At 25.8% G+C, this 18,550-nt stretch carries 14 protein-coding genes; 4 read left to right on the top strand and 10 right to left on the bottom strand.

From position 1 onward, the window contains the following. The first annotated feature begins 1 nt into the window (after nucleotide 1). On the top strand, nucleotides 2-2,224 hold the full coding sequence (gene hypF, locus BT997_RS10820) for a carbamoyltransferase HypF (protein WP_072681914.1): 2,223 nt from the start codon (nucleotides 2-4) through the stop codon (nucleotides 2,222-2,224). 111 nt (nucleotides 2,225-2,335) lie between these two features. Continuing rightward, a complete protein-coding gene (locus tag BT997_RS10815) occupies nucleotides 2,336-3,832 on the top strand; it encodes a hypothetical protein (protein ID WP_072681913.1) in 1,497 nt (498 codons plus the stop codon). A gap of 14 nt (nucleotides 3,833-3,846) precedes the next feature. Here the strand turns inward: BT997_RS10815 and BT997_RS10810 are convergent, their stop codons facing one another. Next, nucleotides 3,847-4,947 carry an ATP-binding protein gene (locus BT997_RS10810; RefSeq protein WP_072681912.1) on the bottom strand — a complete coding sequence of 367 codons (1,101 nt, stop codon included), beginning with the start codon at nucleotides 4,945-4,947 and terminating at the stop codon, nucleotides 3,847-3,849. Between the two features lie 205 nt (nucleotides 4,948-5,152). On the opposite strand from BT997_RS10810, the gene BT997_RS10805 reads away from it, so the two are divergent. Beyond that, nucleotides 5,153-7,363 (top strand): methyl-accepting chemotaxis protein, encoded by a 2,211-nt coding sequence (locus BT997_RS10805; protein WP_072681911.1) that lies wholly within the window; start codon nucleotides 5,153-5,155, stop codon nucleotides 7,361-7,363. A 52-nt stretch (nucleotides 7,364-7,415) separates the two neighbouring features. Here BT997_RS10805 and BT997_RS10800 read toward each other — a convergent pair whose 3' ends face one another. Next, complete coding sequence (locus BT997_RS10800; RefSeq protein WP_072681910.1) at nucleotides 7,416-7,721, bottom strand: DUF3817 domain-containing protein; 306 nt, start codon at nucleotides 7,719-7,721, stop codon at nucleotides 7,416-7,418. A 154-nt stretch (nucleotides 7,722-7,875) separates the two neighbouring features. Here BT997_RS10800 and BT997_RS10795 point away from each other — a divergent pair, with 154 nt between their 5' ends. After that, a complete protein-coding gene (locus tag BT997_RS10795; RefSeq protein ID WP_072681909.1) occupies nucleotides 7,876-8,058 on the top strand; it encodes a PLDc N-terminal domain-containing protein in 183 nt (60 codons plus the stop codon). Between the two features lie 18 nt (nucleotides 8,059-8,076). Here BT997_RS10795 and BT997_RS10790 read toward each other — a convergent pair whose 3' ends face one another. The 8 genes from BT997_RS10790 to BT997_RS10755 form a co-directional block, all read right to left on the bottom strand. Beyond that, nucleotides 8,077-9,888, bottom strand: coding sequence for a multiheme c-type cytochrome (locus BT997_RS10790; RefSeq protein ID WP_072681908.1), 1,812 nt, complete (start codon nucleotides 9,886-9,888; stop codon nucleotides 8,077-8,079). Further along, a complete protein-coding gene (locus BT997_RS10785; protein ID WP_143145190.1) occupies nucleotides 9,885-11,099 on the bottom strand; it encodes a cytochrome-c peroxidase in 1,215 nt (404 codons plus the stop codon). The genes BT997_RS10790 and BT997_RS10785 overlap by 4 nt, the downstream gene beginning before the upstream one ends. A gap of 27 nt (nucleotides 11,100-11,126) precedes the next feature. Further along, nucleotides 11,127-11,942, bottom strand: coding sequence for an SDR family oxidoreductase (locus BT997_RS10780; RefSeq protein ID WP_072681907.1), 816 nt, complete (start codon nucleotides 11,940-11,942; stop codon nucleotides 11,127-11,129). A gap of 137 nt (nucleotides 11,943-12,079) precedes the next feature. Next, nucleotides 12,080-13,000 (bottom strand): helix-turn-helix transcriptional regulator, encoded by a 921-nt coding sequence (locus tag BT997_RS10775; RefSeq protein ID WP_072681906.1) that lies wholly within the window; start codon nucleotides 12,998-13,000, stop codon nucleotides 12,080-12,082. 2 nt (nucleotides 13,001-13,002) lie between these two features. Continuing rightward, nucleotides 13,003-13,830 carry an SDR family oxidoreductase gene (locus BT997_RS10770; protein WP_072681905.1) on the bottom strand — a complete coding sequence of 276 codons (828 nt, stop codon included), beginning with the start codon at nucleotides 13,828-13,830 and terminating at the stop codon, nucleotides 13,003-13,005. Between the two features lie 74 nt (nucleotides 13,831-13,904). Continuing rightward, nucleotides 13,905-16,532 (bottom strand): ABC transporter substrate binding protein, encoded by a 2,628-nt coding sequence (locus BT997_RS10765; RefSeq protein WP_072681904.1) that lies wholly within the window; start codon nucleotides 16,530-16,532, stop codon nucleotides 13,905-13,907. 88 nt (nucleotides 16,533-16,620) lie between these two features. Continuing rightward, nucleotides 16,621-17,274, bottom strand: a complete 654-nt coding sequence (locus BT997_RS10760) for a hypothetical protein (RefSeq protein WP_072681903.1) — start codon at nucleotides 17,272-17,274, stop codon at nucleotides 16,621-16,623. Between the two features lie 43 nt (nucleotides 17,275-17,317). Further along, nucleotides 17,318-18,436 (bottom strand): DUF808 family protein, encoded by a 1,119-nt coding sequence (locus BT997_RS10755; RefSeq protein WP_072681902.1) that lies wholly within the window; start codon nucleotides 18,434-18,436, stop codon nucleotides 17,318-17,320. Between the last annotated feature and the right edge of the window lie 114 nt (nucleotides 18,437-18,550).

The raw sequence follows: 18,550 nt of genomic DNA, 5'->3' as shown, positions 1-18,550 counted from the left end.
GATGAGAAGTATAGAGGTACAAGTAAGTGGAATTGTTCAAGGAGTTGGCTTTAGACCATTTGTTTATACTCTTGCTTTAAATGAAAATTTAAATGGGTGGGTAAATAATGATGATAGAGGTGTAAATATTGCACTTGAAGGTCAATCAAAAAATATAGAAAACTTTCTAACCCAACTTAAAACTTCACCTCCACCTTTATCAAAAATAGACAATATAGAAATCTTTGAATTAGATTTAAAAGAGTATAAAACTTTTGAAATAATACAAAGTCAAACTACTTCAAATAAATCTACAATTATAAGTCCAGATATGGCAGTTTGTGATGATTGTATTGATGATATAAATGATGATAAAAACTTTAGATTTGAATATGCTTTAACAAACTGCACAAATTGTGGTCCTAGATACTCTATTATAGAAACTGTACCATATGATAGATGTAATACTTCAATGTCAAGATTTATTATGTGTGATGATTGTAAAGAAGAGTATATCAATCCTTTAAATAGAAGATATCATGCACAACCTGTTTCATGTGAGAAATGTGGACCTAAGATAGCTTTATATGATAATGGTAATAATAAATTAAGTGAAAATGCTGAAGCAATAAAAGAACTTGCTAATAAAATAAATCAAGGGTATATAGTTGCATTAAAAGGAATGGGCGGTTTTCATATAGTTTGTGATGCAACAAATACAAAAGCTATTGAAGAGTTAAGATTAAGAAAAAATAGACCTACAAAACCTTTTGCTGTTATGTTTAAAGATATTGAACAAGTAAGAGAATCTGCTAGTTTAACTTTAAAAGAAGAAGAGATAATTTCTTCAAAAGAAAAACCTATAACTTTAGTAAAATCAACTAATTCAAATTTGAGTTCACTAATAGCACCAAATATTGATAGAATAGGTTGCTTCATTGCTTATACTCCATTACATATTCTTCTATTTAAATATCTAAATAATCCAATCGTAGCGACTAGTGCAAATTTATCCAATGAACCTATAGTTAGATTTAAAGATGAGTTGATTGAAAAACTTGGAAATGTTGTAGATTTTGTATGTGATTTTGATAGAGATATTATAAATGCATGTGATGATTCTGTTGTTCAAGTTATAAATGATGAACTCTTTATATTAAGAAATGCAAGAGGTTATGCTCCAACTTCATTTAAGTTAGAAAAGAAATTAGATAAAAAAATATTAGCCTTGGGTGCTAATCAAAAATCAACTATTGCTTTAGCTTTTGAAGACAATTTAATTTTATCTCCTCATATTGGAGATTTAGGAAGTATAACATCTGTTGAGTATTTTACTAGAACAATCGAAACTTTTAAAAGATTTTATGATTTTGTACCAGATCTAATAGTTTGCGATAAACACCCAAGTTATGAAAGTACAAAATGGGCAAAAACTCAAAATATAGAATTAGTACAAATACAACATCACTACTCTCATATGCTTTCATGTATGGCTGAATATAATTTAAAAGAGAAAGTACTAGCTTTTTGCTTTGATGGAACTGGATATGGTGATGATGGAAATATATGGGGAGGAGAAGTTTTTATTGGAAATAATAATTCTTATGAAAGATCAAATTATTTTAAATACTTCAAATTACTTGGTGGAGAAAAAGCAGTTAAAGAGCCTAAGCGAGTTGCTCTATCTATTTTATTTGATATTTTTTCTTTAGAAGAAGTTTCAAATTTAGATAATCCAACAGTAAAAGCTTTTTCTCAAAGTGAAATTAAACTTTTACATACAGTTTGGAAAAAAGGTTTAAATGCACCACTTACAAGCTCTCTTGGACGGATATTTGATGCAATAGCTTCATTGTCAGGAATATCACAATTACAAAGTTATGAAGGGGAAACAGGACTTCAAATAGAAATGGCATATGATAAATCTATAAAAGAGTTTTATAAATTTGAAATAATAGATACAGAAGTTGATTTAACTTTATGTATAAAAGAAATTATAGAAGACAAAAATAAAACTATTATTTGTTCTAAGTTTATCAATGGTTTAGTAGAGTTAATTGTTGATATATCTCAAAAATACGATGACCTAGCAGTTGTGTTAACTGGTGGAGTATTTCAAAACAAAATTTTATTAGAGTTAGTAACAAAAAGATTAGAGAATTTAAATAAAAGGTATTATTACTCTAAAAAAATACCTTTAAATGATGGTGGTATTTCTATTGGTCAGATTTATTCTCAAGTATAAATTTAAAACTTTCTTTTTTTTAACTTTTTGAAATAATTAAATTTAATATTTTAAAATATCATATAATACTATATATTATAATTACTATTATGTTACTTTGAGGAGTTGATTATGTATTTTAAAGTAAGTATATTAGCAATAGTATTATTGTTCTCTGGCTGCAGTAACTCTGTCATTCAATCAACAGTTGATTTAAATAATGAGTTTGAAGTTAAATGGGGACTTACAGGTTCACCAAATCAATTAAAACAGATGTCTGTAAATGGACTTTCTCCCATAAGTAATGTTGGAGAATTTTATTATATAAAACCATCAAATGGCTTACAAAGTGCAATTATGCTAAATGGAAGTGATTTTGTAAGTAGTCCTTCTGACTTTTATATACAAAGAACAACATACAAATCAGATGTCAAGGAAGAAACACTTTTTGAAATAAAAAATCTTATAAATAAACTTGAAAGATTATCTACTAAGATATTAGATGAAAAAATAAAGAGTTTGAAAATAGAAGCAAAAAATACTGAGATTAAAAGAAAAATTGATTCTGTAAATAAAGAGATTGTAAAAGTTTCTACAGACAAAGCTCAGAGCTTAGTTACTCAAAAAGAAGAATTGTTTAAAGAATTAAATAATAATCAAGATAGTAGTTCTAATTTAGATGTTGAAAAGATAAAAAAGGAATTAAAAATATTATTAGATAGTGAATTAGCAATTCTATTAAAAATAAAAGAAATAGAAGAAAAACTTAAAGATGAAAATCTTTCAACTGAAGATAAGTCTAAATTTGAAAAAGAAAAAGAAGAAAAAGAAAAAGAGCTTATTACACTTAATTATAAGACACATAATCTTGTAAAAACTTATGGGGTTATAGCTTATGAGTTACAATATGATTTGTTATATGATAAATATTTAGAAATCACTAGTAAAAAGAACATCTTTGTATTTAGATGGAATTTAAAAAATGATAATAATGCAAATATTAATGCCACAGATTATCTAACAATAGATTCAAAAAGTAAAATAGATAAAACAGGTTATTTAATTGCTTCAGGTGTTGTAGTTGAAAAATTAGTTCCTAATAGAAGGTTCATAGATTACCTTGAATCAAAAGCAAATATATCAAATTTAGGAGCATATTTCAGAGGTCATTTAGGAATGGTCACTTACACTTTAAAAGTGAAAAATTTAGTATCTTTTGTCTCTCAAAAAAAAGAAACTATGTTTAAATTGTTAGCTTCTTTAAAAGATGTACAACATTTTTCTAGTGATATAAAAAATATTACAAATGTTGAACTGGGAATATCTTTATTAAGTGTTTCAGATGTAGCTACCTTCTCAAATTTTTCAAAGCCATATCATGAAAAAATAAGAGGAACTTCGTTATATAAATATAAAACAACAAGTCAATATGATGCTCAGTTGGCAGAGGGAGTAATTTTAGCTGCGGGAGGTACCGTAAAACCAATAAGTAGAATAGAAAGTGTAAATCTTATTAATAATGATATCTCTGTAATGAACAGTAATACAGAAAATACACATAAACCAAATCAAACTACAATTTTTTCAGTAATAACTGAAGCTACAGAATTAGCAGATATGTATAAATAAATATAAAAAGGGTTTTAATTATTTAAAACCCTTTCTCCCCAAAGTTCAAATGTTCTATCAGGAATAAACCAAATATCTTCTTCTTTATCTATAAACTCTTTGTCATAAAGTTGTTTAAGTGAAGACTGCATAGAAGCTCTAGAAATATTCTCTTTGTTTAATATATGATTTGAAAACATCTCTTTTTTATATTTTGATAGAAGTTTAAAAGCCTTTTTTTGGTTTGTACTAAAAAGTTCGAATAGACTTTTATAGTGATCGTTTTTTGATACTAATATCTCTTCAATATACCTATCAATCATCTCTTTATCTATTTTTTTTGTATTCGTATTTTCTAAATATGCCTTATGTAAAATCATTTGTATTAGTTTTGTTTCTCCATCTGCTATTAAATAAATCTCTTCTATTAGTTCTTTTGATATTTTAAGATGTTTTTTTGCATATGAAAATATATTATCTACAGATATACTTTTAAGTGACATTGGAGTTGCCATTTCAAATAAAGGAGCTTTATATGCAAATAAGGTATTTAAGATATTTCTTTTAGAACCTAAAAAGATATATGAAATATTGTGATCTTCTTGCATATATTTTCTAATTAATGCAGCTATTTTTTTATCTTTTATTGTAGATATTTGTTGAAATTCATCTATTGCAATCGCAACATTTTTTTTCTTTGACATTTCAAATAATGCATTAAATGCATCTTCAATTAGCTCTTCAAATGATAGGTCTGAAATAACTGGTTTAATCCCCATTTTTCCAGTATTAGGATCAAATGTTGGTTCTACTCTTGCTCTTTTAAAAAGAGAGGATAACCATTTAATCGATTTTGCTACATCTCCTTTTTGTGCGTCAGTTATACCTTTTAGAAGAAGTCTTGCAAAATCTTGGGCCGTAATTATATTAAAAATATCTATATAAATTACTGTATATTTTTTTTCTATTTTTGAGAAAGTATTTTTTATAAGAGTACTTTTCCCCATCCTTCTTTTTGAAAATAGAAGTATATTTGTTGATGCTTCAATGTGTGAAACGATATTTTTTACTTCTTCATTTCTTCCATAAAAGTTTGTACTTTGTGCAATATATTCAAAAGGAAATGGAGTTTTCATATTAAACCTTTGTATTTAAAAATAGATATTAGTTTGTATTTTATCTTTTATATTTAAAAATGTCAAATATTTATATTTAATTTTAAATATTTTTCAAAATTTATTTTATATAAGTTATAATAATAATGATTATATTTATAATATATAGTTATAATTAATTCTAAATATAATATAATTTTGAATAATAATTATATTTGGAGACAAAATGAAAATCAAATCCATAGGTCTAAAAATCACCTTAGTTGTAGTGATTATTTCTTTACTTTCTTTAGTTGTAAGTTATTCAATACTTCAATTTTATAAGAATAAAGCTATAGAAGATGTTTACTCTCAAGTAGTAAATGATTTACAAGTAAAAGTAAATCAAAAGATTAATAGTAAAAAAGATGTTGGTATTTCAAATGCAGTAAGTATTGCAAATGATGGACGTATAAAAAGTGCATTGAGAAATAAAGATAGAGATGAAGCCATTTTAACACTAAAATTTATTAGTGAAAAAATGAAAAAAAGTACACCTTTTAAAAATATAAAAGTACATGTACATACTAAAGACAATCACTCTTTCGTTCGTGCTTGGAAGTTAAATAAATTTGGTGATGATTTAAGTTCTTTTAGACATAGTGTTGTAAAAGTAAATAGTACTCAAACTGTAGTAAATACTTTTGAGATGGGAAAAGCTGGTCTGTCTTTACGTGCAGTAGTTCCTGTAATTGATGATGATGGAACACATTTAGGTTCTTTAGAGTTTATGCAAGGTTTGAATTCAGTAGCAAAATCTTTTGATAAACAAAAAGAGGGTTATGTACTTTTAATGGATTTATCTGCATCAAAAGTAAAACAATTTAATGCTTCACAAAAATTAAATAATTATATAATTTCACAAAAATTTATTAATAAAGATTTTTTAGCAGATGCTAAAAAAATTGATTTTAAAAAACTTTTAAAAGAAAAGTTTATTATTACTGATAAGTTTTTATATACATATGTAGATGTAAAAGATTTCAATAATAAGAAACTTGGTATTTCTTTAGTTGCTGAACCTATTGAAAAAGTAAATCTGGCAATTGATGTTTCAAGTAATATTATCAATATGGCAATAATTATGATTATTTGTTTAATATTTGTATTAATTATTGTGATTCTATTTTCAATGAAAAAAATAGTTGCTGCACCTTTAGACAATCTAAATAATGCAATAACAAATCTAATTGCTTCAAATGATTCTAGTTCTAGAGTAGATATTTCTTCTGAAGATGAAGTGGGAAAAGTTGCCATGAAGTTTAATGATTATTTACAAACTATCGAAGATGGTCTTTTAAAAGAAAAAGATTTAATTGTGCAAGCAGAAGGCGTTATGAAACGAGTTAGTCATGGTTGGTATAGTGAACATATCACTAAAAGTTCTGATAATAATAGTTTAGAGCTTTTAAAAGAAAATATAAATAGTATGATTACAGATACTAAAAGTAATTTTAATAAAGTAAATTATATTTTAGAAGAGTATGCAAAATATAATTATAAAAATGAATTAATCATGGATAACGTAGAAAAAGGCGGAGTATTTGAACTTTTAATTAATGACATAAATAAATTAAGAGATGCAATTACAGATATGCTAATTGAAAATAAATCTAATGGTTTAACATTACAAGAGAGTTCATCTGTTCTAATGGAAAATGTTGATACTTTAAATGTCTCTTCAAATCATGCTGCAGCTTCATTAGAAGAGACAGCAGCTGCACTTGAAGAAGTTACAAGTACAATTACTGCAAATACAGAAAATGTATCAAAAATGAACTCTTATGCAACTAGTCTTACAAATTCTGCAAATACTGGATATGAATTAGCTAATCAAACTATGGAAGCTATGGATAGTATTAATACTCAAGTATTAACAATCAATGAAGCAATAACAATTATTGATCAAATTGCATTCCAAACAAATATTCTTTCTCTAAATGCAGCAGTTGAAGCAGCAACTGCAGGTGAAGCAGGAAAAGGTTTTGCAGTAGTTGCTCAAGAAGTAAGAAATTTAGCTTCAAGAAGTGCAGAGGCAGCAAAAGAGATAAAAGATTTAGTTGAAAATGCTACAAATAAAGCAAATGAAGGTAAATCTATTACTTCAAATATGATTGAAGGCTTTAATGAATTATCAGAAAATATTGATAAAACAACACAGATTATTAAAGATGTAGATAGAGCATCGCAAGAACAACAAACAGGTATTTTACAAATTAATGATGCTATTACAAAACTTGACTCTCAAACACAACAAAATGCTAACGTAGCAACAAGAACAAAAGAAATTGCAGATTTAACAACTTATATTTCAGAAACAATTGTTGCAAAAGCAGATGAAAAAGAATTTAATGGAAAAGATGAAGTAAGAGCAAAAGATATAGATAGTATAAAATAAAGATAAAAAGATTATATAAAGTTAATTTAGAACTTTATATAATCTAATTTTGCTAAGCGTTCTGTTTTGCTTCTTTAGGTTTTACTCTGTTTTCAATTATAAAAGCTCCAAAAGGTATTAAAGATAGTACAAAAAGTTGGAACATAAAACCTGTATCCCAAGACTCTTTTATTTTAGCTTCAAATAATGAAATCATAAATAATATAAATAAAACTCCATGAGCCATACCAAAAACTTTTACATAATATGGATCATTTCCTAAATATTTTATTGGCATAGCAATAAATACTAAAATTAAATAAGATAAACCTTCGATCGCTGAAATACTTCTAAAACGTTTTAATGCAGAGTTAAGCATCTGATTCCTTCAAATTTTTGATGCATTATATAGTTTTATTTTTATAATTAGTTTAGCTCTAAAGTTAATTGAAAAATATAGTTTTAAATTAATTTTTATTCTTTTTATTCTTTTAATAAATCTAGGAATATAATATAAAGAAAAAGGAGTCATTATGGCAACATATGCAATCGTAGTAATTGCTATTGTAATAGCAATTTGGTTCTACTCAATTTATTCAATAATTTCTAATAGATTTAAAAATGAAGAGGAAAAAAAGTTTTGGCTTATTGGTGTTGTAATAATGCCGGTTTTTTCACTATTTTACATTTTTATAAAGAAAGATTTAATTGCATAAAAAGTAAACGGTTTTCGTTTACTTTTTATTGAACTTTTTGACAATATTCTCCAATTTTACTACTGGAGGATTAGGAAGTTCTGGAAACACATTTCTTACAATATTTGTAACCCATTGAGGATATATTCTAAAATTAAGTTTAACATCTACATTTAAAGGATAATTTAGTTCTTTTGGTAAATCATAAACTTCAACCCTTCTTTCTTTTGCTGGAATTCTAGTATCTTTTAAAAGAGTTTTATATTTCCAAAATAGTAAGCCCACAGGCTCTCCATTTTCATCACCAAATACTTTCATGAATGGTCTTGCATCATCTCCTAAATTACCATCTTCTTTTAGTTTACCACTTGAAAAGACTATTTTATTATTTGCATCTTTTATTGTAGTATCAAGCCATAACTCTCTAAAGTCAGCAACTCCTGTTGGTAGATGATGTCCTGCCCCAACATTTTTAACTCCAACATGAATCTGTCCATCTTTAATATTTACATCAAGTTCGGCAGAAGTTCTAAGTAGTTGAAGTGTTTGGTCTTCATGCTCTTTATTTTTAAGTCCTGATAAGAAATGGTTTGAACCAGAAAAGTAGTGAACTTTCACATCATCTTTTATTACTCCACCATCAGTTGAAGTTCCTCTTAAAGGTGAAAATTTATCATCTTTTAAATAAGTCATATGACAATCAATACATGACTTATGTTTTGTTTTATCTTTAGGATTATTGTATTCAGATTTTTCCCACTGTTTAAAAGTCGATACTATTTGTTTTCCTGTTATAGGAGAAGTTTCGTCATGACAAGATGCACAATATTTTGCTTCTTTATATAGAGGCTTCATATAACTATCTTTATGTTCTTGAGGTTTTGCATTTATAAATTTATGTCCTAACCAAGAGCCCATACTAGATTCTTCATCTTCAAAAGGATATTTCTTTCTATTTGTTAAATCTAGAGTATATGATGAGTTACCATCACTTTTAGCATCCATTATTCTGTGACATGTAAGGCAAGATACTCCTTCTTCAAGTCTTGAGTTACCATGTTCTTTAAAGTTTTCTACTAAAGTTTTTCCTTTTTTTTCAAAAAGTGTACTTGTAAGTGTATTTCCTGTCATATTATGTGAAGTTTTTGTAAGTCCTGTTGTGAGTCCACTTGGATTATGACATCCCATACACCATTGTCTGAACTCTTCACCTTCAACTTCAGCTGCAATTCCTTCTAAAACCATATAGTATGGATTTGACTCTACTAAGTTTTTATGATTTGAATCTGCCCATTGATTGAATATTTCACTATGACATGATTTACATTTAGTTGAATTTGTCCAATCTTCATTATGATACATAGTTTTATCATTCTCAAGTTTCATTGAAACAAAGTCTTTATTAAAACTATATGATGAAGTAGGATTAATTAAAGTCATTACAAATACTAAAGAGGCAGTTGCTGTAGGTATTTTGTTTTTTGTATGATAAAGTAAAAAAGCTATTAAAACAAAAGAACCATATAAATGAATATTAAATGATACTATACCAATCATATCTCCACCTCTATTTCCTACTAAGAATAAATAAAATCCACTCAATATTACTATTAATAGTATAAATCCAAGAATCCAACCAATTAGGCTATTTACTCTTCTTATAACTATATATTTATAAGCATGTTTATTAACAAAAGGAATAATATAAAAAACAGAGAATACTACTGATACAAGTGCATGAATTATTGAAATTGTTGTTAAGTATTTCCATTGTATATTAAAAATATCCATTTGAAGTATTCCTGTGATAAATATTATAAGTATTAAAGTTTTTACGTTAAAAAGTCTCATTTTGAACTCCCTTCAGAAGAATAATCAACAATATTCCCTTCTAGTGTTTTTAAAAATGCAACTATCTCATCTATTTGTTTATTTGTAAGATTCAATCCTAATTGATGTCTTCCCATAATCTCTACTGCTTTTTTAATTTTATCAACTGAGCCATTATGAAAATATGGAGAGGTTTTTGTAATATTTCTTAAAATAGGAACTCTAAAGAAATGAGTATTTGCTCTACCTTTATAGTTTCCAATATTATTAAAAGGAAAACTGTTATCAATAATTTCAAAATCAGGTGCAGGCCCTAAGTTTGGTCTTAAATCATGAATTGCAGCAAAATGTCTTAATGGAAACCTTTGTACACTTTGTCCTCCTACACTCATACCTGTGTGACATCCACTACATCCAAAGTTCATAAAGTTTATTAACCCTTGTTTTGCTTGTGGATTTATTGCATTATTATCACCTTCTAAAAACTTATCAAAGCTACTTCTTGTAAGTAGTGTTCTAACATATGTAGCAATTGATTTATTAATATTCTCAAATGTTATTGAATCTGGGTCTTTAAAAGCAATATTAAAAAGTTCTTTATAAGAGTTGTCTTCTGATAATCGTTTTACTAGTTCTTCTTTTTTCATATTCATTTGAGTAGGGGCTTGTATAGATTCAGCAATTTGACCTTCTATATTTTTTATCTCTCCTCCCCAAGTAAAGAATTTTGCTAAAGATGAATTTAATATAGTCATTGTATTTAGATGATGAGGGTTTTCTTTTCCACCATCACCTATAGAAGTTGATAGTCTATCTGTTCCACTTTCATCACCTAAATGACAAACAACACAATTATTTGCATTTTTCATATCATTTGGTTTTTTCTTTTGTGTTATAGAGTTTAAGATAATCTTTTTTTCTTCTTGATTTTTGCTAATCAAATGACATGTTGCACAGCTAATATCACTATTTTTAGAGAGTTTTGTATCAAAAAATAGCTCTTTCCCTAGAGCTATTTTTTCTCTTGTTATTGGATTTTCTTTTTTATCCATAACTTTTATCATATCTTCATAGGTATTTGGAATTGGTTTTAATCCCTTTGATATTGCCGTTTTTCTTATTTGTTCATCGCCATATGTTTTAAAGTCTCTCTCTTTTAAAATATATGGAAGTGATAATAAAATAGATATAACAATAAATGCTATGACTATATTTTGTATGATAGTTTTCATTTTTGTTCTTTGTTGGTTTATTTTCTATTATATCGCAAACGTTTCTTTAATCTTTTGTTCAAAGTCAATATCAGATAGCTCTTTTCTAAGTGGTACAAAAGTCTCTGCTTCAGCTCCTACAGGAATTGAGATATCAGAATTTTCATCTTCAATTATATTTTTAACTGCATTGGCAATTGGTTGAGGGTTTGGTCCTTCATTAATAGCTTTTCCTATAATTGGAACAAAATGAGATACTAACTCTTTATATGGAGAATTTTCACTTGTAGTAACTTCATTTGCAACTAAACCTTTTTTAACAAAGTTTGTTCCAAAAAGTCCTGATTGGATTGAGTGAACTCTGATATTAAAAGGTGATGTTTCAAATCTTAGTGAATCAACTATTCCTTCTACTGCATATTTTGAAGCATTATAATGAGCAAGTAATGGTAATCCCATTTTTCCTAAGAATGAACTAATATTAATAATTACACCAGCATTTGCTTTTCTCATATATGGTAATACTTCTCTTGTCATTTTTATAAGACCAAATACATTTACATCAAATTGATTAAACATCTCTTCATCTGTTCCATCTTCAATAGTTGCTAAAAGTCCATATCCTGCATTGTTTACAAGAACATCAATTTTTCCTTCATTTTCAATGATTTGATCTACTGCATTTTTTATTGAGCCAGTTTTTGTTACATCTAAATAAATATTTCTAATATTTTCAATAGAAGATTCTTCTATATTTTCATTTCTAGTTCCTGCATATACAATATATCCACTCTTAGCAAGTGTATTTGCAGTTAATTCTCCCATTCCTGATGTAGCGCCTGTTATTAAAACTACTTGTGACATAAAGTCTCCTTTTATATTTTTAATAATTTTAGCAGTCAGGTTGAGTAGTTTTCAATATGCTTTTAGCAATAGAAGAAATAAATTTTAGCAGAAAAAGATTTTTTAGTATTAAAAATAAAGTTTAAATAAAGAAAAAACTAATTTTTTAATAAATCTTTTGGATAGACTCCATATGTTTCAAAAAATAGTTTACTAAAATGCCCTTGGTGTTTATATCCAACATCTTTTGCAATTTCTCCTATGTTTAAAACTCTGTCTTTTAAAAGTAAGTTTGCTTTTTCTAATCGTAGTTTTTGTATATAGTTATATATTGTTACCTTATAAACTTTTTTAAATATGATTTTTAACTTAGATTCATTTGTTGCACATAAATGCGCTAATATATTTATTGTTGGTGGACTAACATAGTTTTTTAGTAAATGTGCTTTTGCTTTTTTTGCTATTAGTAAATCATCTTCATTTATATCTTCTTCATAGATATCTAGTAGTGAAAACCTATGAATCATAAACTCCATAACACTATGTTCATATCTAATACTATTCATATTTGCATGTTCTTTTGAATTGATTATTTTATTTATAATATAAAGGCTTAACGCATCAATTGGCTGAGAGTTTATAAGTTCTAAAGATATTTCTTCTTGAATTTTATTGTATAAGAAATCTAAAGGCTCATTTTTATTTGCACTTAAATATCTTTTTAAAAAGAAATCTGCAATAAAAAGTATAAATACTTTTGATTTTTCTGATTTTTTAATAGTTAGTAAAAAATCTTGCTTAGATGAACAGTATATATTTATATCATCTTTTTTTGAAATATAGTTTTCTTTTTTAATATTATCAGATATTTCAAACTCTCCATTTTGTACAGTAGAGATTACGACCATTCTATCAAGGTTTTTAATTGGAAATTGCATTTCTTGATTGTTTTGAAGGTTTATATCAAAAAAAACTATTCCATTTGAGATATCTACCCTTGTAATATGTTCTTTCACTTTCTCAAAGAGTTTTGTAGTTTTATATTTTGTATCAGTTATATTAAAAAAGAAACTATCCATATTTATCCTATATTATAATATTCTTTAACTCGTCTTTCAAAATCTTCATCACTTAACTCTTTTTTCATAGGGATAAATTTTTTTGCTTTTTCTCCAATTGTTGTTCGTGCTGGAAACTTTTCATTTTCAATAATATCAAAAATTATAGAGGCTACTTCTTTTGGGTCATTTCCATTGTTTATTTGTTCAACTATTACAGGTGCAAGTTTAGAAACAGTTTTAGAATAAGGTGATTTCTCATCAAATGTATTAAAGTTTGTAACAAGATTTTCTTTTGCAAAATCTGTAGCAAAAAAACCTGGCATAACAGAATGAACTCTTATATTAAATTCTGCTAGTTCGTATCTTAATGAATCTGTAATTCCTTCAACAGCATATTTACTTGAGTTATATAATGTAAGAAGAGGTAAGCCAATTTTACCTAGAAACGAACTAATATTTATAATAACTCCACTGTTGTTTTTTCGCATACAAGGAATTACTTCTTTGCATACTCTTAGAAGTCCAAATACATTTATATTATATTGGTCAAACATCTCTTTTTCATCTAAATCTTCAACTGTTGATACTAATCCATATCCTGCATTATTTATTAGAATATCAATTTTATCATGTTCTTTTTTTATTTTATTTATAGTTTCTTTTATTTGTTCAGGTTTTCTTATATCAAGTTTTATTGGAATAAGGTTTTGATTATTTATATTTTCAAGTTTTTTTGGAGTTCTTGTTCCTGCATATACTAGAAAACCTTTTTTAGCTAGAAGTAATGCAGTTTCTTTTCCCATTCCTGTACTTGAACCTGTTATTAAAACTACCTTTTGATTATCCATTTTTAACCTTATCATTCTAATATTGTTTATATTATCAAAAAGTAGAAAAATAAAAATTGTTGTTTATCAATATATTATAGAAGATTGATATTTTCTATAAAATCTTCAGTATTAAGTGGTTTGTTATATGTATAGCTTGCATTTTTTAGTAAGTTCTTTGATAGTTCTTTTTCTTTTTCAACGATTAGAATTAATTTATTTTGAGGATTAATTTTTTCTAACTCTTCTAGGTTTAAATTATTCGTATCAATTATTATATGAGAATAGTTGTTTTTATTTTCTAGTTCTTCAAAAAGATCTTTTTCATTATTAATCTGGGTTACCTCATAATCATTTTTCAATTTTACAATTATCTTTAAATAACTTATAGGGTCATTATTAAAAATTAATATATTTTTCTTTTCTTCTTTTATTTTGCCATCTAAATCTTCTAAAGTCTTTTCTTTTTTATAGTTATTAACAGTTTTTGGTTTTTCTATGTTTTCTTTTTCATTAGCTTTATTAGTATTTTTGGGAAGGTTTAGTATAAATTTTGTCCCCACATTTAGAACACTTTGAACGTCAATCGAGCCTTTTAATAAATTAGCTAATTCTTTACAAATTGATAATCCAAGACCAGTTCCTCCATATATTCTACTTGTACTTCCATCTACTTGTTTAAATCTGTCAAAGATAGAATCTAATTTTTCTTTAGCAATTCCAATTCCATCATCTTCAACACAAATACTAATAAAATTATTCGAATCTTTTACAATTATTCGAATTTCTCCTTTTTGTGTAAATTTTAGAGCATTACTTAATAGATTTTTTAAAATTTGTGCAATTCTTTGTTCATCAGAATTAATTAGTCTAACATCACTTTCATATTTTAATACTAGAGTCAAACCTTTTTTTGTAGCTTGTGGTTCTATCATATTTTTTAGTTTATTCATACATTCATAAAAATCAAATACTTGATAATTTATGATAATCTCCCCAGCTTCAAGTTTAGAAATATCTAAAACATCATTTATTAGAAAAAGTAAATCTTGTCCACAGCTATTGATAACTTTTAGATTTTTAACTTGTTCATTATTTAGTTTTTCATCTTTATTTTTCATCATAACAGAAGATATAATATTTATAGAATTTAGAGGAGTTTTTAGTTCATGACTCATATTTGCAAGAAAATCGTCTCTAGATTTATTTGCTTCGATTAATTCTTTATTTTGAGAATCAAGTTTTAATGAATACTCTCGTATCTTTGTAATATCAAATACAACTCCTATAAGTCCATCAATTTCTTGTTTTTCGTTATAAAATATATTTTTATAAAATACTAAGTGTTTAGTCTCTTTTTCATTATTTTCTAATACTTCTTCATATCTTTGAGCTTCTCCGCTTTTTAAAAGTTCTTTATCTTTTAAATCATATATTTTTGCAAATTTTTTAGGAATAAGACCATAAATAGATTTTCCCATAATATTTTCTTTTTTCTGGTTTATAAAGTTTTCAAAAGCTCTATTACATCCGATATATTTCCCTTCTAAGTCTTTATAATAAATTGGAGTATCGACATTATCTATTAAATCTTGTTGAAATTTTAATTGTTTTTTTATTTTTATTTCTGCTTCTTTTCTTTTTTGAATATTTCTTAACAGTATAATTATAAATATAAACATCATGATAAAAAGTATAAGTGCTAAGATTATCTCTTTTTTGTAGTGTTCATAAAAAGTAATAGGCTTATTTTGAATAATACTATTTTTAGGTAATAAGTCTTGGTTTATACCATGTTGTAATAATTTTTCATAATTAAAAATATATTTGTTAGGACTTACATACTCAATGGGAATATCTTTTACTTTTTTCCCTTCTAATATCTTTTTTGCAATTGTTCCAGCAGCTTTTCCTTGAAAAAAAGAACTAATTGAATATCCTCCTATAATACCTTCAAATTCCCATGGAGAATATACAGGTACATTTGCATTTTTGCTAAGCATTATTGATACATCATTCCATTCAAAGAAATTGTTATCTTTATCTCTAAAGAATACGGTCAAAAGAATCACGCTATTTTTGGGTAAGTTTTTTACTTTAGTTTTCAAATTATTATAAGTAATATCACTAATAAATTCAAAAACTAGATTTTTATTAGGATATTTTTTTATTGCTAAATCAACTTGTTTTTTTATTTGACTTCCCGTTGTTGTCGTATCTATGATTATATAGATTTTATTTGTATTAGGATGAAGTGTTTTTATTAATTCTATATTTTTTGTAATATCTGCTTGTTCATTTGTTCCTGTAAAGTTTTCAAAGTTTTCCACATCTTTTTTTACTAAACTATTAACTCCACAAAATGAAACTGGTACAGATTTAAATATTGAGTTATTGTATTTTTTTAAAAAATTGAAAGCGTTATTGTCTGAACTAATTATTAAGTCAAATTTTGTATTTTTATATTTTTCATAATAAATTTTTGCTAAATTATCATAATGTTTAATATTTACAAATCTTTTTGTATCCATATATTCAATGAAGTATTCGGTATTTGCATCATTTTTATCAAGTACTGAAAAAATACCATTATTTAGTCTATCTGTCCAGTTAAATGTATGATGATATGAGTGTAATATAAGTATTTTTTTATTTTCTTTAGAAAAAGAAATAGTATTAAAGACTAGTATGAATAATAGTAATATTTTAGATAATAAATTCATATGAATTCCTGTTATATTTATTATACTAAAAAATTATTAATTAGCAAAGAATTATAGTTCTTTTATATGTGGTTTGTTTATTTATTATTTATTTAAAATAAATATCTTTTAATATTTGGATTTGTTTATTTTGTAGATAATTAAATTTAAATTCATACTCTTTTAAATATAAAAAGAAATTTTCTTCATTTATTCCTTTATACTTTTTCAAGTTCTCTTCTAAATATTTCCAGAAAATATTCAATGGTGTGGTATAAGAGTTTTGAGAGTAAATCTTGTGCCATTTTAGATAGTTTTCAAATGTTTTAGAATCACTTTCATTATTATATTTAGGAAGTTGGGGCATCAAAAGTGTAAATATATTTTTATTAGAATAAAATCCTATGATATTTATTGCATCGTAAAGAGATCGTTTTTTATTGCTTTTTTGTCGATTTGTAAAATAGTAAAATTCTTCATAAGAACTGTTGTCTTGTATTGAGTTATAATAAGCGTCTTCAAGATAGTTTGCAATAAGTTTTCTAAAGAGTGTATATCTATTTTGCACAGTTCTATAGTTTATATTGAGTATTTTTGCACATTTATTTGCATTTATATTATTACAAAAAAATTCAATTATTGTGTAGTCAGTTTCTAGTTTTTTTAAGGAAAACTTTCTTTTACATGTACTACATTTTTTATAGTTGTCTTTTAAAGTATATAGGTGTCGACTATTACAATAAGGGCAGTTTTTTATTTCCATATAGAATTATACTATTTAAGTACTAAAAATGCATAAGTTAATTTTATTTATTAGTTTTAAACTTTTTAGTAACATAGTTTAAAAGTGCTTGTAATTTTACTGCAATATATCCAATTACAATACCAAATAGAATTTCTGTTAGGAATGAAACAATTCCTGAAATATTTCCTAAACTATTAATTGAATGTTCTAAAAAATTTAAGGCATGAGTTTCATGTGCAACTATTCCTCCTCCAACTGCAAGCATAGCTACTGTACCAATAATAGAGATAGTTTTTATAATAACTGGCATAGATTTTATTAATGCTTTTCCAATAACTTTAGAAGAATTAGAATCTTTTTCTTCTAAATAAAAACCAATATCATCAAGCTTAATAATAAGTGCAACTATTCCATAAACACCAACTGTAGTTAATAGTCCAATTACTACTAGAACTGAAAGCTTAACTAAAAAATCACTTTGAGATAAAAGACTAAGTGCTATAACTATAATTTCAAATGATAAAATAAAATCTGTTTTTATTGCACTTTTTACTTTTTGTTCTTCAAACTCTTCATTTGATAAGGTTTCTTTTTCTTCCTCTGTATTATGTGATTTATGATGAAAAAGTTTTTCTAAAATTACTTCTACACCTTCATAAGCTAAATATATACCACCTAAAATAAGTGCAGGTGCAATAAGCCAAGGAGAGATACTACTTAGAAGTAGAACTACAGGAATAATTATAAATTTGTTTTTTAAACTACCTCGAGCTATTTTATAAACAATAGGAAGTTCCCTCGCAGCAGCACTTTTTTGAGCTTTTTTTATTGCATCATTTTTTATTTGTTCTAGTTCTTGTAAAACTTCTTGTTGAGTTTTTTCATCTAGATTTTTTATATTTTGTTTTAACTCTTCTACTGAGTTTGCTTTTTCTAATTCTTTTTTTAAGATATTAGAAGTAGTTTCATTTGTAAAACTAGAAATAGCAGCTAGGTCATCTACTAATATACCTGAAGATTTTATACCTGCAAGTTTTGTATATGTAACTATATCATCAAATAAAATCCCCACATCATCAAGTGAAGTTGCTAATGATTTCGTCGCAGTAATTACTGTTTTACCTGCTAGTGTGCTAATGTCATCTGCTAGAACAGATAAGTATCCAAGAATCCCTGCCATAATATTCCTAATAATTTTTTTTGGTATTTTATTGAAATTATTGTTATAAAGAAATTAGAGTTATGAGTACACAAAGACTAAATAAAATTATAAGATAATATAAAATCAAAGGAT

Origin of the sequence: Arcobacter sp. LA11 (assembly GCF_001895145.1) — a bacterium.
Lineage (GTDB): Bacteria > Campylobacterota > Campylobacteria > Campylobacterales > Arcobacteraceae > Halarcobacter.
Note: the sequence above shows the minus strand (reverse complement) of the source record. Positions and strands in the feature narration are given on the sequence as shown.